The organism is Acinetobacter sp. ANC 7912, assembly GCF_039862785.1.
Taxonomy (GTDB): Bacteria; Pseudomonadota; Gammaproteobacteria; order Pseudomonadales; family Moraxellaceae; genus Acinetobacter; species Acinetobacter thermotolerans.
In genome coordinates this window covers 1,864,644-1,882,659 of the sequence record NZ_CP156795.1, presented here as the reverse complement: position 1 = coordinate 1,882,659, position 18,016 = coordinate 1,864,644, and the positions used below count along the sequence as shown (strand labels likewise).

The following is an 18,016-nucleotide window of genomic DNA, read 5'->3' as shown; positions in this document are numbered from 1 at the left end:
CAGAGGTGCTTTTTTATAGGCTTTATCAACAATTATTTTTCGATAATTGCAGTTACACCTTGACCACCAGCAGCACAGATTGAAATCAGCGCACGACCTGAACCTTTCTGATTAATCAGTTTTGCAGCTGTCGCGATGATACGACCTCCGGTTGCCGCAAACGGGTGACCTGCAGCCAGTGAAGAACCTTTTACGTTCAGTTTGGCGCGGTCAATAGAACCCAGTGGTGCATCCAGACCTAAACGTTCTTTACAGAATTTTGGATCTTCCCAAGCTTTCAGGGTAGACAGTACCTGAGAAGCAAATGCTTCATGAATTTCATAGAAGTCGAAGTCCTGAAGTTTGAGACCCGCACGTTCCAGCATACGAGGTACTGCATAAGCTGGCGCCATCAACAGACCTTCTTTTTTCTCTACGAAGTCAACTGCTGCGGTTTCCTGGAATGTCAGGTAAGCCAACACTTCATGACCATTGGCTTTTGCCCATTCTTCAGAAGCTAACAGCACACAAGATGCACCATCAGTCAGAGGAGTTGAGTTACCCGCAGTCATGGTACGCGCATCGCCTTTACCAAACACTGGTTTCAGTTTGGCCAGTTTTTCAACTGAAGAATCTGGACGCAGATTGTTGTCACGATCCAAGCCTAGGAATGGGGTGATCAGGTCATCAAAGAAGCCTTCTTCATAAGCCGCTGCCATTTTCTGGTGTGAAGATGCTGCCAGTTCGTCCTGTGCTTCACGGGAAATACCCCATTCCAGAGCAGTGATCGCCTGGTGGTCACCCATAGACAGGCCAGTACGTGGCTCACCATTTTTCGGTGCATCCATCAGGTCTTTGACATTGATTTTGGTCAGTGCTTTCAGGCGGTCTTTCGCTGTTTTTGCGATGTTCAGTTCTAGCAGGGCTTTACGTAAGCCATCACCGAAAGCGATTGGTGCGTCAGAAGTCGTATCTACACCGCCCGCGATCCCCACTTCAATTTGACCTAAAGCGATTTTATTCGCGACCTGGAAAGCTGCTTGCAGACCAGTACCACATGCTTGCTGAATGTCATAAGCAGGAGTTTCAGGTGCAAGAGCAGTATTCAATACGCACTCACGGGTCATATTGAAGTCACGGCTGTGTTTTAGTACCGCGCCAGCAACCACTTCACCCAAGCGTTGACCTTGCAGGTTAAAGCGTTCAATCAGGCCATTCAGGGCTGCGGTGAACATATCAGTATTGGATGCCGTAAAGTAAACACCGTTAGAACGTGCAAATGGAATGCGGTTACCACCGATAATAGCAACGCGGCGAACTGTATTTTGGCTCATGTTTTGATCCTGTTGAACAGAAGTTTGTGTTTTTAAAGTTGAGGTTTTATTTGTTGAAGTCGTTTTGTCCGTACGAGTAGACGCGGCACGGGTGCGCGTGCTTTTCGCCGGTGTTTTTTCTGCAGAAGTTGCTGCACTTGCAGTTTTGCTGGTGCGCTTGCGTGTAGTTGATGCTTTTGACACGCTGTCTGCTGCAGGATTCTCGACCGCTGGATTTTCTTGAGTTGTTTTGCTCATAAGGCTTTACCAGGCAAATAGATCATCTTCTTGGCAGCTACATTAGCATAGAAGGCTATAGGCTGTATTGACTAGAATGACATTACAGACTGCGCTTAGGTCAAGTCATCTCCCTATTATCTCAAGTATTATTGACCCGAAATCTGATGGATCTATTGAAATATAAGTATCTGACATCATGTTGAAGTTAAAGGATAACTTAAATTGATCCAAAAACTAATTTGTATTGAGAGATAATAATCATGACTGACCAGTACCAAGCATTTGCAAAGTCTCCTATTGGTAAATTTGTCATTAAAAACCTGGGTCTTCCATCCCCAACTTTTCTTGAGCGCTATGAGTCTGCAACTCCTGTTGTAAAAGGCGCAGTTTTATTCGGTGCTGCACCTGGCAGTACCTTGACCGGTTCAATTGCAAAAGTTTTGGCAAACATCCATGCTAACAGCTATGCGGGGAATAATGCTGAGCTGCAACAGGCAGCAGCGAAAGTCGGCCTGAATCTGGGTGCATTCAATGAGGGCGACAAAGAGTCTAAGTTCAAGGTTGCGCTTTTCGATGCGTCTGGTATCCAAAACTCAGATGACCTGAAAGCCGTTTATGACTTCTTCCATCCAATCGCACGTCAAATTCAGGCATCTGGCCGTGTGGTAATTGTGGGCATTAACCCGGATTCAGCAACTTCCGTGAAACAGGCGATCGCACAACGCGCACTGGAAGGCTTTATCAAATCTGTTGGTAAAGAATTTAAGAAAGGTATCGCAGCCAACCTGATCTATGTGGACAATGGTGCTGAAGCAAATCTTGAATCTGCACTACGTTTTGCAATTTCTCCACGTTCTGCTTATGTGTCTGGTCAGGTGATCCGTGTTTCTAAAGCAGAATTATTCAATGTGGACTGGACAAAACCGCTTGCTGGAAAAACTGCGGTAGTGACTGGTGCAAGCCGTGGTATTGGTGAAGCGATTGCTCATGTACTGGCACGTGATGGTGCACATGTGATCTGTCTGGACGTTCCACAACAGCAATCTGATCTGGATCGTGTAGCGGGTGAGATTGGTGGTTCAACACTGGCAATCGACATTACTGCCGCTGATGCAGGCGAGAAAATCAAAGCGGCTGCGGTTGAACAGGGCGGTCTGGATATTATCGTACACAACGCAGGTATTACTCGTGACAAGACTTTGGCGAACATGAAGCCTGAGTTGTGGGATCTGGTGATCAACATCAACCTGTCAGCAATTGAGCGCGTCAATGATTATCTGCTGAATAACGATGGTCTGAATACTAATGGCCGTATTGTCTGCGTATCTTCAATCTCAGGTATTGCCGGTAACCTGGGTCAAACCAACTATGCAGCGTCTAAAGCGGGTGTGATTGGTATTGTGAAATATACAGCACCTACACTGACTAATGGTATCACCATCAATGCTGTGGCTCCTGGTTTCATCGAAACCCAAATGACCGCAGCAATTCCGTTCACCATTCGTGAAGCAGGTCGCCGTATGAACTCTATGAGTCAAGGTGGCTTGCCAGTGGATGTGGCTGAAACGATAGCCATGTTTGCAGCAACTGCTTCTTCAGGCTTGAATGGCAACGTGGTTCGTGTTTGTGGTCAGAGTCTGTTAGGGGCTTAATAGAATCTCTCCCCAACTTTCCTTTCTTGCGCTTCGTTTTAAAGCAGTGCTTTAAAACTTGCTCAGAGAGGAGAAGTCCCCCTTTCATAAAGGGGGATTTAGGGGGATTAAAAAAGAGAAAAATCAAAATTCTCAAATCCTCATCGGCACTTCACATGGCTAGGATGATTGAAGTATGCTCAGGTGAGGAAACTTTATAAAGATAATGTTTTCAAAGGTTCAGTATGAATACTCGCCATTTTAGTCAACTTCCAAAGCCGTATCTTGCTTATCCAAAAATCATTCAAGGCTTGATTGCGAAAAAGCCAAAGGGTGAAAAAGTTCTGCCGCAAGTTGAATATGTGGTGGATTCATTCAAGGTCGACCAAAAGCATTTAAAGTCTTATAACGCTGTTTGTGGCTTCAAGAATAATGGCTATATCCCGGCGATCTATCTGGCGGTGCTATCACAAAGCCTGCAGATGCACATGATGACCTCTGAAGCTTTTCCATTTCCGATTTTAGGTCTGGTGCATATCCGTAACCAGATCAAGCAATACCGTAAGGTTGGGGTAAATGAACAGCTGATCTTGTCTTGCAAGTTTGGTGAATTGCAGCCACATGATAAAGGTGTTCAGTTTGATTTTATTACTACGGTTAAAGTGGGTGATGAGGTTGTGGTTGAGGCATTGACCACTTACCTGTCACGTCAGAAAACCGATGGCAAGGCTGCACCTAAAGCTGCAGAGACAAAAACACCAAATTATGAAGTCAATGCAGAATGGGATGTGTCTGAAAATACTGGCCGTCGCTATGCCATGTCTTCAGGTGACTTTAACTTGATCCATATTCATGCGATTACGGCAAAAGCCTTTGGTTTCAAACAGGCGATTGCACACGGCATGTGGAGTAAGGCAAGAGCTTTGGCAAGCCTGACTTTACCAGATGCTTATGAAGCAGATGTCTGGTTCAAGTTACCGATGTATCTGCCATCTAAAGTACAATTCCTGACCGAAGAATCAGGCAATGATACTGAGTTTCTAATCCGTAACTCGAAAAGCCAGAAACCGCATGTTTCGGGAAGCATCAAGGCACTTTAAATATTTAAAAAAAGCCTAAACTTGATTTAGGCTTTTTTATTTGGATTTCTGCTAAATATTCGATTTCAGTTACAACATGGGCCAAGGAAGGACATATGAAACCGATTAAAGAATTTCTGACAGCCAAAGCTAATAATTATCAAGGCTATGTGCATCCGCGTTTTCATGATCTGGCGGTGCACTTTAGCCGTTTTCAGGATGCCCGTGCCGGACAGGGTGGTGCAGCATTAGTGGTCTACCATCAGGGTAAAAAGGTGCTGGATATCTATACCGGCAAGAAGTCAGAATTGGAAGCCTGGCAGCCGGATACGCTGTCGGTATGTTATTCCACCGGGAAAGGTGTACTCGCGACGTTGGTACATATTCTGGTGAGTCGTGGATTAATCAGCTATGACACGCCTGTAGCCGAATACTGGCCAGAGTTTGCTCAGCAGGGTAAAGATAAAATCACGCTGGCCCATATGCTCAGCCATCAAAGTGGTCTTTATGATATTCGTAACATTATTGATAATGCCCGGGAAATGCTGGACTGGTCGCATATGCTGGAACGGATTGCTGCAGCCAAACCACGTTTTGAACTGGGTACAGCTGCGGCTTATCAGCCCTTGACCTTTGGTTGGCAGGTGGGCGGTGCATTGGAAAAAGCCACAGGCAATACGCTAGCTGAATTGATGAACGAATATCTGGTACAGCCATTACAGCTGGATGGCGCTTATTTTGGTGTGCCTGAACATAAGCTTTCACGTGTAGCGCGACCAATTCATCGTAAGAAAACAGATACCCAACCACGAGCAGAAAAGACTCAGCCGAGAGCAAGAAAACCGAATCTGATGGAACGAGCTTTACAGTGGAGTGGGCAGAATCCACAGGATTTTCAGGATGCCATGATTCCCAAAGGCATGAAGCATCTGAATTTCTTTAGTGATGAAGGGCTGAAAGCCATTATACCTGCTGCAACGGGTGTATTTACGGCGAACAGTCTGGCAAAAGTCTATGCCATGCTGGTACAGCAAGGCCAATGGCAAGGACAGCAACTGATTTCACAAGATATTTTTCAACGTTTAAGCACAGTGCAATATACCCATCGTGACCGGATCATGCCTTTACCGATGCACTGGCGATTAGGCTATCATCGTATTCTGACTCTGGGGAAATCCAGCAAAGGTTTTGGCCATATCGGTTTTAATGGTTCAGGTGCCTGGTGTGATCCAGAACGAAATCTAAGTTTTGCCTATACCCATAATTTCCCGACTGCTTCGATTACGGGCGATTACCGATTGTGGGGGCTGACTCAGGAAGCTTTACGTTGTGCTGATCAGATCCGAAAAGGCCGCAAAGGTTGGTTTTAAAATCGTAACAGCAGATCAGCGCATCTTATCAAGCCGTCAGGGCTATGTTATGTTGCCGCACATCAAACTGCTGAATCTCGAGTCATGAAACAGGTTATTTTGATTCCGCTGGTGGCAACGGCTGTATTGGTAGGTTGTCAGGATCACTCCAAAGCTAAAACGCAAACTGCTGCAGAAGTTAAGGCTATGCAAACAGCCTGGGCAGGTGAATATCAGGGCACGACGCCTTGTATGGGGGGCCTGTCACGTTGTGATGACTGTCCGGGAATGGCAGTGAAACGGGTAAGTGGTCGACCTAATTCCGTAAATCTGTTAAGGACTGCTACACGTGCATGGATCTCATTCACTTGGCTATCAAAACTCCTTGCACTGAGTTTATCTCCTAATAATTTGATGCAATGCATCTTAGTTTCAACCAAACTTCGCCGATGATAGCCTGACCATTTTTTCCATAGTGTCCTGCCTAAACGTTTAATTGTTCGAAGTAATTCATTTCGCTCTAGCGAGCTACTCTTTGTATCTTTCCATGGTTTCGCATTTTTTCTAGGTGGAATCACCGCATGCGCTTGCCGATCTGCAATGACCTGACGGCATTGCTTGGTGTCATAAGCTCCATCGGTATAAACAGAGTTAATCTGCTCATCTTGTGGAATCTGATTAAGTAAATCACCAAGCACCTGTGAATCACTGACATTATTGGTTGTAAGCTGAACTGCTCGTATTTGTAGGGTTTTAGCATCTATACCAATATGAAGTTTACGCCATTGGCGACGATATTCAGGTCCATGTTTCTTGCGTTTCCATTCGCCCTCACCTAGAAACTTCATGCCTGTAGAGTCCATGAGTAGATGCAGCCCATCGCTACTTTTTTGGTAGCTGATTACAATATCAATATGCTTTTGTCTTCTACAAAGCGTGGTGTAATCTGGAGCTATCCAATTTAATCCGCAAAGTTTAATCAGACTTTGCACAAAGCCAGTAACCATACGTAAAGACAGACGGAATAAGGATTTAATCATTAAGCAGCACTGGATGGCTGCGTCGGAGTAGGTTTGATTTCGCCCTTGTTTGCCTTTTGATGGCGCATACCATTGCGTAGCAGGATCAAACCAAATGGCAATATTTCCGCGACTCATGAGTGCTCGGTTATATGCGGGCCAATTGGTTGTGCGGTAGATTTTGTGTGTAGGCTTCTTCATTTGAAAATTATATCGCTGAAAAAGCCTTTACAGATAGGTTTGTGCAACAAAGCCGTTAATATTTAATAATTTAATTTTGTTTATGATGATCTTATCTTTATAGTAATAATATATGTCAAAAGAAGTATGAAATTTAAAGAGTTAACGCTTACAGAATTCATGACTTTAATAACATTTTTGGCGGTATAATTTGTGTAATTACTAAATCTTATTTTTACTTTCGCTTAGATGCTATATGGATCATGTCATTAATCCCTCCTTCAATTTATTTTTTTGATACGCAGATTCAAATCCCAAGTGCGACACATTTGTAGTTAGTTGAAAAAGTTAGGTGTATTCATAGAATCATTAGACTTTTTCAACTCGCAATTGGAAAGCACACAATGAAGAAATACACCCAACTTTCTCAAGATGAAAGATACGAAATTTATGCTACTTTGAAAAGTAAAAGCTCAATCGCTAACCTTGCTCGGGAGTTAGGGCGTTCACGATCAACCATCTACCGTGAATTAAAAAGAAATACTGGGCAACGTGGATATAGGGCTCAACAGGCAGCTAAATTTGCAAGTCAAAGACGGTACCGTCCTTCCTCATCAATGACAGCATTTGCCTTCGCCTATATTGATTATTTAATTGGCTTGGACTGGTCACCAGAACAAATTTCAGGTGCTTTAACACAACGCGGTTGGCTGGATGTACCTTCACATGAGTGGATTTACCAGTACATTTATCAAGATAAATCAAAAGGCGGTAAACTCCATCTACACTTAAGGCATCAGAAGAAATATCGAAAACGAGGTTACAAAAACACGGATCGTAGGGGCAAATCATTGATAAAACAAGTATTCACTGTCGAGACCAGGTCATTGATCAACGACAACGTTTAGGAGATTTCGAAGGTGACACGGTGATTGGTAAACATCATAAAGGTGCTTTATTAACCCTTGTTGATCGAAAGAGCCTGTATGTACATATTGTTCATTTAGGATCAACGAGAGCATCCTCTCAAACGATTACTTGTGCGTTAGATCGTTTACGAATGAGCCATGCTTATAGTGTGACATTTGATAATGGTAAAGAATTTTCCGAACACAAAAGAATTACTGATGCCGGGATAGAGACGTATTTTGCTGATCCTTACAAGTCTATTCAGCGAGCTAGAAATGAAAATACGAATGGTTTAATCCGTCAATATCTGCCAAAATCATCATCGTTTGATGACGTGTCAAACGAACAAATAGAGCAGATAGAATTTGCACTCAACCATCGTCCTAGAAAAACGCTAGGTTGGTATACACCGAGTGAAGTTATGGCTGGTTTTTATACTGTTGCACTTGCCGCTTGAATCCGCCATATTTTAAAAGTAGTAATCTTTATTTTAGTTATTTTTGCTTTAGTAAAATTTGCTGAGTTAATTTATCGAACAGTGACTAAGAAAATAAGATTGAAGAATAAAATTAGATATAAAAATACAGAGGAAATTCATAACTTACTTATAAATAATCGGAAAAAATATGAAAGATATTTATTGGTTTTTATTTGTATTATTTTCAGTTCATTTGGAAGCACTTTATTCAAGTTGAATTTGAAAATTTCACTTGTAGCCGCTTTTATATTTGGGGCAATAGTAGGGACAATTTTATCTTTAACAACAGATAAAACATTAGATAAGAATTTTGACATCCTCTCCGACCTAAAGGACGGAGATTCCTCCTGCGAGACGCCCATGTCCGAGCGCAAGAATATTCAGTGCTGAGTTTATATCTCTATCGTGGAATGTACCGCACTCCACACACTGCCATTCTCTTATTCCAAGTCCTGCTCTACCTTTCAGACTACTGGAGCGTGAGCCGCAGCACGAGCAAGTTTGGGTGGTATAGGCTTCATTGACTTCTTCATACCATACCCCTGCGTTCTCGCATTTATACTTGAGCATGGTTCTTAAGGTCGTCCAACCTGCATCGAGTACAGACTTAGCTAATTTTGTCTGTGCCAATGCTTTGGCATTCACATTACCAACGAAGATGGCTGCATGTTCATTCACCAGTTTATGACTGAATTGATGCAGCATATTTTGACGTAGATTTTTGATCTTGGCATGAATCGCTTTGACACGTTTTTTATTTCTTGCTCTTTGAGCAATACCAAGTTTTTGTTCATATTGACGATAGATTTTAGGCGCTTTGAACTTTACACCATCTGAGCAAGTCGCAAGGTCTTTGAGTCCTAGATCAATGCCAATTGAAGTTTTAGCGGTGGTTTTCTCTGTTTTAATTGAATCAACCACAAGACATACATACCAACGCCCTCGGCTATCCTCGACAAACGAGCCTGTTTTAACATTGTATTTACTTAGTCCGTAACTGTCCCATAGCTTGAATTGATGCTTGCCGTATTGGACATACCCATCGGCATATTTCACCGCCACTTTTTTAAATGGAATCCAACCGAGAGAACGTCTAGCATTTTTTTGTTACTGACACGCCATTTTAGCTTGGCTTTTTTAAATTGCTTTCTTCGAGTAACTAATTCTTCCGCAACTGCCTGTATGGTTTGGCTGTGCAAATTGCACTCTTTTGATGTACCTTTCGTGTATTTAGCAATATCGTAAGCTGAAAAGAATTGTTGTTTTCTTTGCAAGTGTTTAAAACACAAATCATTGACATAGTTCCAGACAAAATTAACTTCAGATGCCAATTGGTCTAGCACCTTGCAATGTTTGTCTTTTATGCGTAATTTAAGTGTCTTCATCACTAAAATATATTTGGTCTATGGATAATAGTCAAGAGATTAGAACAGGTCGTCACTGTGTTTTTAATATGCACGTTCATTTAGTCTTTGTGGCTAAATATCGTAGAGATGTTTTTACCAAAGCTATGCTCGAAACTATGAATGAAGTATTCAAGCGCATTTGCTTAGACTTTGAAGCTAAGTTGGTAGAATTTGATGGTGAGCATGATCATGTTCATTTACTTGTGAACTATCCACCAAAAGTAGCTATTTCTAGCTTGGTTAACAGCCTAAAAGGTGCATCTAGTCGTATTTTAAGAACTAAACACCCTGAAATTAAAAACAAATTATGGGGGAATGCTTTGTGGTCGCCTAGTTATTTCGCTGCATCGTGTGGAGGTGCTCCCATTGGGATTATTAAACAATATATCCAACAACAGCAAACACCGCATTAGCAATCCTAGCTAATCCCCACAAGGGGGACTAGCGGATTGCAGCCTTATATCCCCGCCCTGAAGGGCGAGGTTTTACGGCTAAAGGGATAAAATTGGTGTTCTACTGGTTGCTCTATTTACAGGAGCTCTCATTGTGGGGGAGCTAAAATATATGGAGATTGATAAATTACCAAAAGTGAGTTTTTCAGTAGCTAATAAACAAAATGCGAACTATCAACTTTTAGAATTAGGAAAAACAAATGCTATTCTCATTGAAAGGCATAAAAATGGAACGAATAGCTTTAAGATAGTTGAATTAAATCAAATTGATAAGATTGAATAAAATCTTCTAAACTAACTATTTCATTCACTATTTATCAAAAAAACAGTATGCTTAGACCTGTAAAAAGGAGCATACATGTATCAGGTACTTGCGCGAAAATATCGTCCTCGTAATTTTAATGAATTGGTGGGTCAAAACCATGTTTCTCGTGCCTTAACCAGCGCATTGGAACGTGGCCGTCTGCACCACGCCTATCTGTTTACGGGCACGCGCGGTGTGGGTAAAACGACCATTGCACGTATTCTTGCCAAATGTCTGAACTGTGAAACCGGTGTCACTTCGACCCCATGTGAAGTCTGTGCAACCTGTACTGCGGTGAATGAAGGCCGTTTTATTGACCTGATTGAGATCGATGCGGCATCACGTACCAAGGTGGAAGATACACGTGAACTTTTAGATAATGTTCCGTATGCACCCACCCAAGGACGCTTCAAGGTTTACCTGATTGACGAAGTGCATATGCTTTCTACGCACTCTTTCAATGCCTTGCTCAAGACACTGGAAGAACCGCCTGAACATGTGAAGTTCCTGTTTGCCACGACCGATCCGCAAAAGCTGCCAATTACCGTGATTTCTCGCTGTCTGCAATTTACCTTGCGTCCGCTGGCGGTTGATGAAATTACCGAACATCTGACCAATATCCTGCAAAAAGAAAGTATTCAGGCTGATCAAGATGCTATCTGGCAAATTGCCGAATCTGCTCAAGGTTCTTTGCGTGATGCCTTGTCTCTGACTGATCAGGCGATTGCCTATGGTCAGGGTGCAATCCAGCATCAAGATGTCAAGGATATGCTCGGTCTGATTGACCGGACCATTATCTATGACCTGATTCTGGCTATTCACCAGAACCAGAAAGCCCGTGTCAGTGAACTGTTGCTGCAGTTCCGTCAGCAAGCACTGGATGTTTCACTAGTACTGGATCAGCTGATCTCGACTTTGCATGAGCTGGCACTGTTACAGTACCTGCCAGATTTAAGCTTGAAATATAGTGCTGAGATTAACCAGAAAATCATGCAGTTGTCTGGATTAATTTCACCACAAGATCTGCAGCTGTATTACCAGATTGCCTGTAAGGGGCGTGCTGATCTGCAAATGGCAGTTACGCAGGAGCAGGGCTTTGAAATGACTGTGCTGCGTCTGCTGGCATTCCGTCCATTGCAGCCGAATGAGATCCCAGTTAGTACGGTGCAGGTTCAGCAAGCAGCACCGCAAGTCATTCCGCAGCAAAATACAGCGCCACAATCCAATGTTGTGCCACAGCAGAAACCTACGCCAACACCACAATCAGCTGTTGTAGAAGAATTTCCGCTAGATGATGGCTATGAAGATGAATCGGATTACAGTCCGGCATCTGCACCGTCCGAACCCTCTTCTGATGATTTTCTGGATGAAGAACAACCAGATTCAACTGCAGCACCAGTAGCACAGTCTGAATCGGCACCTGTAGAACAGCCTGTCTCAGATCAGATCGTGTTTGATCCAAGTGTAGAAGATGGCTTGTTTGGTTTTGATGATGTGCCGGTAGAGCCTGCGGCAACTACTGAAGCTAGCAGTGATGATTTCCTGTTAGAAGAATATCTGCCTGAAGAGCAGAATTCAGTACCTGCAGTAGCACAGCCTGAACCCGAGTTTAGCTTGTCTGAATCAGCGACTGAGCAAGAATCTGTTGAAAATACAACAGTTGAAACCCAGCCAGGAGCTGTGGTTCAGGCTGCCACTGTGCAATCTCAAACAGCAAATATTGATCAATCCACAGATCGTAACCTGATGCCGCAGGATATTTTGCAGATTCCAGTACAGGACATGCAGGGTGAGTGGACAGTAGAGAAATGGGAATTCTGGTTCCGTAACAGCCAGCTATCACCAGCAGTACAGGAACTGGCTCAGTACGGCATCATGACCGGCCAAATTGATGGCGAATCGGTCTTCCATATTCCGGAACAGTATCAGCCACTACTGACTCAGTTGCAGCATGTACTTGAACAGGCGATTCAGCAGCAATGGCCGAATACCCATTTCAAAGTCAAATTTGAAGACGTGAATGAACTGACGCCGTATACCTTGCAGCATGAACGCAAAGCACGTGCTTTTAAACGTGCTGAAGAATTATTGCATGCTGAGCCTGCTGTTCAGGACTTGCTTAAAAACTTTGATGGTGAGCTAAAAAATATCCAGCTGAAATAAGTTTAGGCTTGGCAAGCTATACTAAGGAACGGACATAAAGCATCCCGCATTTCATCTGGAATCGGGGTGCTTTTTCGTGTCTGGCGATCGACAAAGACATGTACAAAACTGCCCTGAGCAGCAGCCTGATTCTGACCTTGCCTAAAAATCGCTAAGTCATAGGTCAAGGAGGAAGTCCCCATTCTGGCAATACTGACACCAACTTCAATCACTTCAGGATAAGAAAGCTCCTGATTAAACTGGCAGTTTGAGTTGACGACCAGACCAATCTGTTGTGCCGTATGCGGATTAAAGCCAGCATGTTGAATCAGTAGGGCATTCGCTGCGGTATCAAAATAGCTGTAATAAGTGACATTATTGACATGTCCATATAAGTCATTGTCCGCCCAGCGGGTCTGAATGCTCAGGAAAAATGGATATTGGTCACGGGTTTTAATGGCAGTTTTTGTCATAAAATTTCTTATAAAAAATAATTCTGGTTTCTTAGCTACATAAATTAGGCATAAATCGCCTGATAGATTTGTAGAGCATCTTCTACATTCATTTCCCGCGGATTGTTTTGTAGCAGGCGGGTCTGTTTCATGGCATCTTCCGCCAGCAATAACAGCATGTGTTCTGGAATATTCAGTTGGTTCAGTTTCATTGGAAGGCCACTGCGTTCCAGATGGTTATTAAAGTGGTCAATAAACAGATCGGTGAGTCCGTCATGGCAGCCTTTGCTATGCGGATCGAGCCAGGTCATCAGTTCCGCATATTTCTGTTTGGCGGCAGGAGCATTAAATTTCAGTACTTCGGTCAACACGATGGCATTGCTATGCCCATGTGACAGGTGGAAATGTCCACCCAACGGATATGCAAGAGCGTGTACGGCACCCACTGGCGCATTGGCAAAAGCCTGACCAGCCAGCATGGAGCCGACCAGCATATTCTGGCGGGCTTCCAAATCATCGCCATTCTCCAGTACTTTTTGCAGGTTAGCATTGAGCAAACGCAAGGCTTGTTTCGCCAGCATATCCGAATAGGGATTCTTCTTGATCTTGGAAGTATAGGCTTCGATGGCATGTACCATGGCATCAATGCCGGTCGCTGCGGTGATATGTCGCGGCAAATTTTGGGTAAAGGTGGCATCCAGAATTGCGGTATCTGCAAATAGATAAGGAGAGACAATGCCGGTTTTGGTGGTTTCACCCGTGGTGACAATGGAAATAGGTGTCACTTCTGAACCGGTACCCGCCGTCGTTGGAATCAAAATTAAGGGCAGGCGTGGGCCTTGCACTTGATCTATCCCATAGATTTCATTTAAACACTGATGTTGATGAGGGTGACTTAAAACAGCAATCAGTTTGGCCACATCCAATGAACTGCCGCCACCAAAACCAATCACCACATCAATCTGTTCCTGACGGGCAAAAGCGACTGCATCCGCGACAATATGTTCAGGGGGATCAGCCTGCACATCGGCATAGATGGCATAATCCAGTCCGGCAGTCTCAATAATATTTAAGATTTCCTGATGCAGATTCTGCTGAATCATGCCTTGATCAGTCACCAGTAAGGCACGCAGGTATTTGCCACGCTGTAGAATTTGGTGCAGCTCTTGAATGGTTCCGAGACCAGCTATGATGTTCGAAACAGTCTGAAATTGAAATCTTTGCATGGCTGCTTCCTTAATTTTTATCCAAATTCATATTATTGTGCGGTTGTGATATAGGATTCACTATACAAATAACTTAACATAAGAATCCTGAAAAGAAAGTATCGCTGAGGTTGTTTATGTCATCCAGAACGCCATATAAGGTGTTATGTGTTTGTTTGGGAAATATTTGCCGTTCTCCCACGGCCGAAGTGGTCCTCAGACACTATTGTGATGTACATAACTTGAATATTGTGGTGGATTCAGCAGGAACCAGTAATTATCATCCGAGTAAAGCGCCGGATTTACGCAGTCAGGAACATGCGCTTAAGCGTGGTTATGACCTGTCTGGATTACGTGCTCGCCAATTAAAGTTACGAGATTTCATTGAATTTGATCTTATTCTAGCCATGGATCATGACAATTTGAGTGATATTCTCGCTCTTCAGGCACGTGCCAGATACGAGCTGGGACAGTTACGTGCTGAAGTGGCTTTAATGAGTGAATATGATCCGGAATATCCAAAACAGGCTGTGCCTGACCCATACTATGGCGGTGCGCATGGTTTCGAACGCGTACTGGATCAATGTGAATCCAGCAGTCTGGCCTGGATTAATGTCTTTAAAATGCAACAAAAACGAGCTTAAGGTTTAAGACATGCAAATCCAAACACAGGTTCAACTTAAACCTTTTAATACTTTGAGCCTGGATGCAGTCGCATCCCATTATTGCAAGGTTCAATCGACGGATGACCTGATTCATGCACTGGATTTTGCTAAGCAGCAACAGCTGAATATCCTGATCTTGTCGGGTGGCAGCAATATGCTTTTGCCAGAAAAAATTCATGCATTAGTGCTGCATATGGATATTCAGGGTATTGAGCTACTGGATAGTGATGATCAGATGCAACGCCTGCGTGTGGGCGGTGGTCAGGTCTGGCATGATTTCGTGTTATGGACGACTCAGCAAGGTTTTTATGGCCTACAAAATCTGGCCTTGATTCCGGGGTTGGTGGGCGCATCTCCGGTACAGAACATCGGTGCCTATGGCGTCGAAGTGGGTGAGTTTATTGAATCGGTTGAAGTCTATGACCGAGAAACCCAACGCTTTGACTCGATCAACGCTCAAGACTGTGATTTTGCTTATCGTCACAGTATTTTCAAGGATCAGCCGGGACGCTATATCATTACCCATGTGGTCTTTCATCTATTAAAACAACCGGATTTAAAATTGAACTACGGTGATCTTAAAGCTGCCGTTGGGGAGGAGCAGACGCCGGAAAATCTGGAACGCCAGGTGATTCGAATTCGTCAGAGCAAATTGCCGGATCCAAAAGAATATCCAAATGTCGGCAGTTTCTTTAAAAACCCGATTGTGGACCAGGCTGACTTTGACCAAATTGCAGAAAAATTCCCGAATTTGCCACATTATTCACAGCCGAATCATCAAGTTAAAATGGCCGCAGGCTGGTTGATTGACCAGAGTGGCTGGAAGGGCAAACAGCTTGGTCCGGTTGGCATGTTCCACAAACAGGCGTTGGTATTAGTCAATTATGCCAATGCTTCATTGAAGGATGTCCGTGCCACTTATCAAGCGGTGCAAGCCGATGTATACGCCAAATTTAATGTCGCACTGGAGCCGGAACCGGTGTTGTTTGGTGAAGATGGCTTGATTCGTTCACATCAGGATTAAAGGTTAAATAGATGAAGAAAGGGTATGGGATGTTACGATTGGTTCAGGCAGTCGCTGTACTGTTTGTACTGTTCGGACTGTATCTGATCTTCCTCTATTCTCCATTTTATTCCACATTGGTGGTCAAAGGCCTGAATTATTTTGTTCCGGTAGAAGTGAATCAGGTCGCAGCACAAAGCCAGAAACAGGCGGCTTTAAGTGTCAACGAAAACCTGGAACCGGGTTCAGAACAGTGGATTGCCCGTCAGGCTTATCTGCGGGTGATGGAAGAAGATATTTCCAAGAATCAGTCACAGAACCTGTCCCTGATTCAGGCACGTTATAAAGCCTTGCAGCAGTTGCTGGAAGATGAACGCGAAGCTGAAGCAGAGAAGTCTGAACAGCAAAAAATTCAGGTGCCTTTGCTGGCAAATGAAGCTGCTGTATCAGAAGCGCAAGCAGATGATCTGACAGATTTGCTCAATTTGAAGGATGGCGCCAATACGGCTCAGATGGAAGAGTATGTCGATTTTCTGAAAAATTATGACATCGAAGCACATCAGGAAAAGCTGGCCCAAATCAATAATATTGAATTTGCTGAAGATCTGGAATCGATCAATCATAAAGAACAGCCGGTTTCTGAATCTGAGATTTCGAAACCTTATGCGATTGTGGTACTCGGTGGTGGTCTGACTCTGGACAAAAATGGCAAAGACATTGTGGTGAATGACTACACCCGTCTGCGTCTGGAAAAAACCCTGGAAGTGGAAAAAGCGTATGACCTGCCAATCGTTCTGAGTGGGGTGGAAGCGCCGTATATGCAGCGCTGGTTGCAGAACTATGCTGTGGATGCCAAACTTCTGGAGGACCGCAGTATGAATACCTGTGAAAATTCGCGCTTTAGTTCGCTGCTATTACAGAAAAAAGGTGGCGCACCAACGGTGATTTTGATCACGGACCGCTATCATATGCCACGGACACGCCGTCTGTTTGCCTTAAATGGCATTCAGACCATTCCAGTTGAAGCGCCAATGCCACAGCAGTTGACCCGATGGCGGCCAAGTGTGCAAAACTATGACCATAGCCGACGGGCGAATTATGAACTGCTGGCCACTTTGCGTGACGTGTGGTTCGGATCCAGTGACTGTCGAGAGGTACCTTAATGTCTGATATCCCATTCTTAAATCCGACGATACTCAAGCAGCTTGAGTTACCGGTGCCGAGCCGTGACATCACGCCGACTTTGCTTGAGCCGTTGAATCTGAATCGGGAGATGCAGCCATCCCTTGAGTTGCAGGCCTATCGCAAGTTATATGGCTTTGATTCACTGGATTGCAAACACTGGCAAGGTTATGTCGAGATGCCGCTGTTCAAGCTGCATGTACAGGTATTTGAGCCAGACTTAAGCAAAACTCAGTTTGACAAAATTCAAGGCACAGTCTTCCTGCTACATGGTTATCTGGAACATAGCGGGATTTACCAGCCGATCGTGAAAGAACTGCTGGAAGAAGGCTTCAGTGTCCTGACTTTCGATTTGCCAGGGCATGGTTTGAGTAATGGTTCATCAGCCAATATCAAGAATTTTGACCATTACCAGCAAGTGTTACATTCGGTACACCGTTATGTTCGTCAAGCAGCACAATTGCCACAACCATGGTTAGGGATCGGACAAAGTACTGGTGGTGCGATTTGGATGCATCACCTGCTGGAATTTGCAGAACGTCGTGAAAATCCGTTTGTCGATCGCGTATTGCTACTTTCACCATTGATTCGCCCAGCCAAAACTGCCTGGTGGCATAATCCATTAGGACTTGGCATTATTCGCCGGATCAAGCGCGAAGTGCCACGCCATTTCCGTCGCAATAACCATAACCCGGAATTCCTACGTTTTGTTCGTCTGAAAGATCCGCTACAGCCCCGCATGATGGGCATGGACTGGATTCTGGCCATGTCACGTTGGATGCAGGAGATGGAAGAACGTCCAGCTTGCCGTATTCCGGTCTGGTTGGCGCAGGGGGCACAGGATCAAACCGTGGACTGGCGCTATAATATCGAGTTTATTCGCCGGAAATTCCGCTTGCAGACTTTGTTGATGCTGGAAGAAGGTTCACACCAGCTGATTAATGAACGTGCGGATATACGGGCGGCTTTGACGGGTCTGATACCAGCTTTTCTGCACGCCAAGGCGAGTCGTACTTATTATTAAGTTA

General features: G+C 44.1%; 14 protein-coding genes and 2 pseudogenes. 11 read left to right on the top strand and 5 right to left on the bottom strand.

Annotated elements, in window-relative coordinates; all coding sequences use genetic code 11:
* Positions 1–32: 32 nt before the first annotated feature.
* Positions 33–1,550 carry an acetyl-CoA C-acetyltransferase gene (locus ABEF84_RS09290; RefSeq protein WP_034587094.1) on the bottom strand — a complete coding sequence of 506 codons (1,518 nt, stop codon included), beginning with the start codon at positions 1,548–1,550 and terminating at the stop codon, positions 33–35.
* Between the two features lie 242 nt (positions 1,551–1,792).
* Between ABEF84_RS09290 and ABEF84_RS09285 the strand changes: the two genes are divergently transcribed.
* The 3 genes from ABEF84_RS09285 to ABEF84_RS09275 all read left to right on the top strand — a co-directional run bounded on the left by ABEF84_RS09285 (position 1,793) and on the right by ABEF84_RS09275 (position 5,612).
* Positions 1,793–3,184: a 3-oxoacyl-ACP reductase gene (locus tag ABEF84_RS09285; RefSeq protein WP_034587092.1), complete on the top strand. Its 1,392-nt coding sequence runs from the start codon at positions 1,793–1,795 to the stop codon at positions 3,182–3,184.
* Positions 3,185–3,408: 224 nt separating this feature from the next.
* Complete coding sequence (locus tag ABEF84_RS09280) at positions 3,409–4,263, top strand: MaoC/PaaZ C-terminal domain-containing protein (protein ID WP_034587090.1); 855 nt, start codon at positions 3,409–3,411, stop codon at positions 4,261–4,263.
* 95 nt (positions 4,264–4,358) lie between these two features.
* Positions 4,359–5,612, top strand: a complete 1,254-nt coding sequence (locus tag ABEF84_RS09275) for a serine hydrolase (RefSeq protein WP_034587089.1) — start codon at positions 4,359–4,361, stop codon at positions 5,610–5,612.
* 212 nt (positions 5,613–5,824) lie between these two features.
* On the opposite strand, the gene ABEF84_RS09265 is transcribed toward ABEF84_RS09275, so the two are convergent.
* Positions 5,825–6,811: an IS5-like element ISAba12 family transposase gene (locus ABEF84_RS09265; protein ID WP_347473657.1), complete on the bottom strand. Its 987-nt coding sequence runs from the start codon at positions 6,809–6,811 to the stop codon at positions 5,825–5,827.
* 383 nt (positions 6,812–7,194) lie between these two features.
* On the opposite strand from ABEF84_RS09265, the pseudogene ABEF84_RS09260 reads away from it, so the two are divergent.
* Positions 7,195–8,156, top strand: a pseudogene (locus ABEF84_RS09260) (IS30-like element IS18 family transposase).
* A gap of 348 nt (positions 8,157–8,504) precedes the next feature.
* Here ABEF84_RS09260 and ABEF84_RS09255 read toward each other — a convergent pair.
* Positions 8,505–9,562 (bottom strand): annotated as a pseudogene (locus ABEF84_RS09255) (RNA-guided endonuclease InsQ/TnpB family protein).
* Positions 9,563–9,582: 20 nt separating this feature from the next.
* On the opposite strand from ABEF84_RS09255, the gene tnpA reads away from it, so the two are divergent.
* From tnpA to dnaX, 3 genes are all read left to right on the top strand, one after another.
* Positions 9,583–9,996: an IS200/IS605 family transposase gene (gene tnpA / locus ABEF84_RS09250; RefSeq protein WP_075167884.1), complete on the top strand. Its 414-nt coding sequence runs from the start codon at positions 9,583–9,585 to the stop codon at positions 9,994–9,996.
* Positions 9,997–10,147: 151 nt separating this feature from the next.
* Positions 10,148–10,318 (top strand): hypothetical protein, encoded by a 171-nt coding sequence (locus ABEF84_RS09245; RefSeq protein ID WP_161788372.1) that lies wholly within the window; start codon positions 10,148–10,150, stop codon positions 10,316–10,318.
* A gap of 75 nt (positions 10,319–10,393) precedes the next feature.
* On the top strand, positions 10,394–12,502 hold the full coding sequence (dnaX, locus tag ABEF84_RS09240) for a DNA polymerase III subunit gamma/tau (RefSeq protein ID WP_034583130.1): 2,109 nt from the start codon (positions 10,394–10,396) through the stop codon (positions 12,500–12,502).
* A 2-nt stretch (positions 12,503–12,504) separates the two neighbouring features.
* Here dnaX and ABEF84_RS09235 read toward each other — a convergent pair whose 3' ends face one another.
* Together ABEF84_RS09235 and ABEF84_RS09230 are read right to left on the bottom strand one after the other, a co-directional pair.
* The gene (locus tag ABEF84_RS09235; protein WP_034583128.1) at positions 12,505–12,954 is read right to left on the bottom strand and encodes a thioesterase family protein; all 450 of its coding nucleotides are present in this window, start codon (positions 12,952–12,954) and stop codon (positions 12,505–12,507) included.
* A 44-nt stretch (positions 12,955–12,998) separates the two neighbouring features.
* Positions 12,999–14,159, bottom strand: a complete 1,161-nt coding sequence (locus tag ABEF84_RS09230; RefSeq protein WP_347452778.1) for an iron-containing alcohol dehydrogenase — start codon at positions 14,157–14,159, stop codon at positions 12,999–13,001.
* Between the two features lie 116 nt (positions 14,160–14,275).
* On the opposite strand from ABEF84_RS09230, the gene ABEF84_RS09225 reads away from it, so the two are divergent.
* From ABEF84_RS09225 to ABEF84_RS09210, 4 genes are read left to right on the top strand one after another with little or no spacing between them, the layout of a single operon-like run.
* On the top strand, positions 14,276–14,782 hold the full coding sequence (locus ABEF84_RS09225; RefSeq protein WP_347452777.1) for a low molecular weight protein-tyrosine-phosphatase: 507 nt from the start codon (positions 14,276–14,278) through the stop codon (positions 14,780–14,782).
* A 10-nt stretch (positions 14,783–14,792) separates the two neighbouring features.
* Complete coding sequence (gene murB, locus ABEF84_RS09220; protein ID WP_034589112.1) at positions 14,793–15,827, top strand: UDP-N-acetylmuramate dehydrogenase; 1,035 nt, start codon at positions 14,793–14,795, stop codon at positions 15,825–15,827.
* An 11-nt stretch (positions 15,828–15,838) separates the two neighbouring features.
* Complete coding sequence (locus ABEF84_RS09215) at positions 15,839–16,969, top strand: YdcF family protein (protein WP_347452776.1); 1,131 nt, start codon at positions 15,839–15,841, stop codon at positions 16,967–16,969.
* Positions 16,969–18,012 carry an alpha/beta hydrolase gene (locus ABEF84_RS09210; protein WP_034589109.1) on the top strand — a complete coding sequence of 348 codons (1,044 nt, stop codon included), beginning with the start codon at positions 16,969–16,971 and terminating at the stop codon, positions 18,010–18,012. Before ABEF84_RS09215 ends, ABEF84_RS09210 begins: the two co-directional genes overlap by 1 nt.
* Positions 18,013–18,016: the final 4 nt, after the last annotated feature.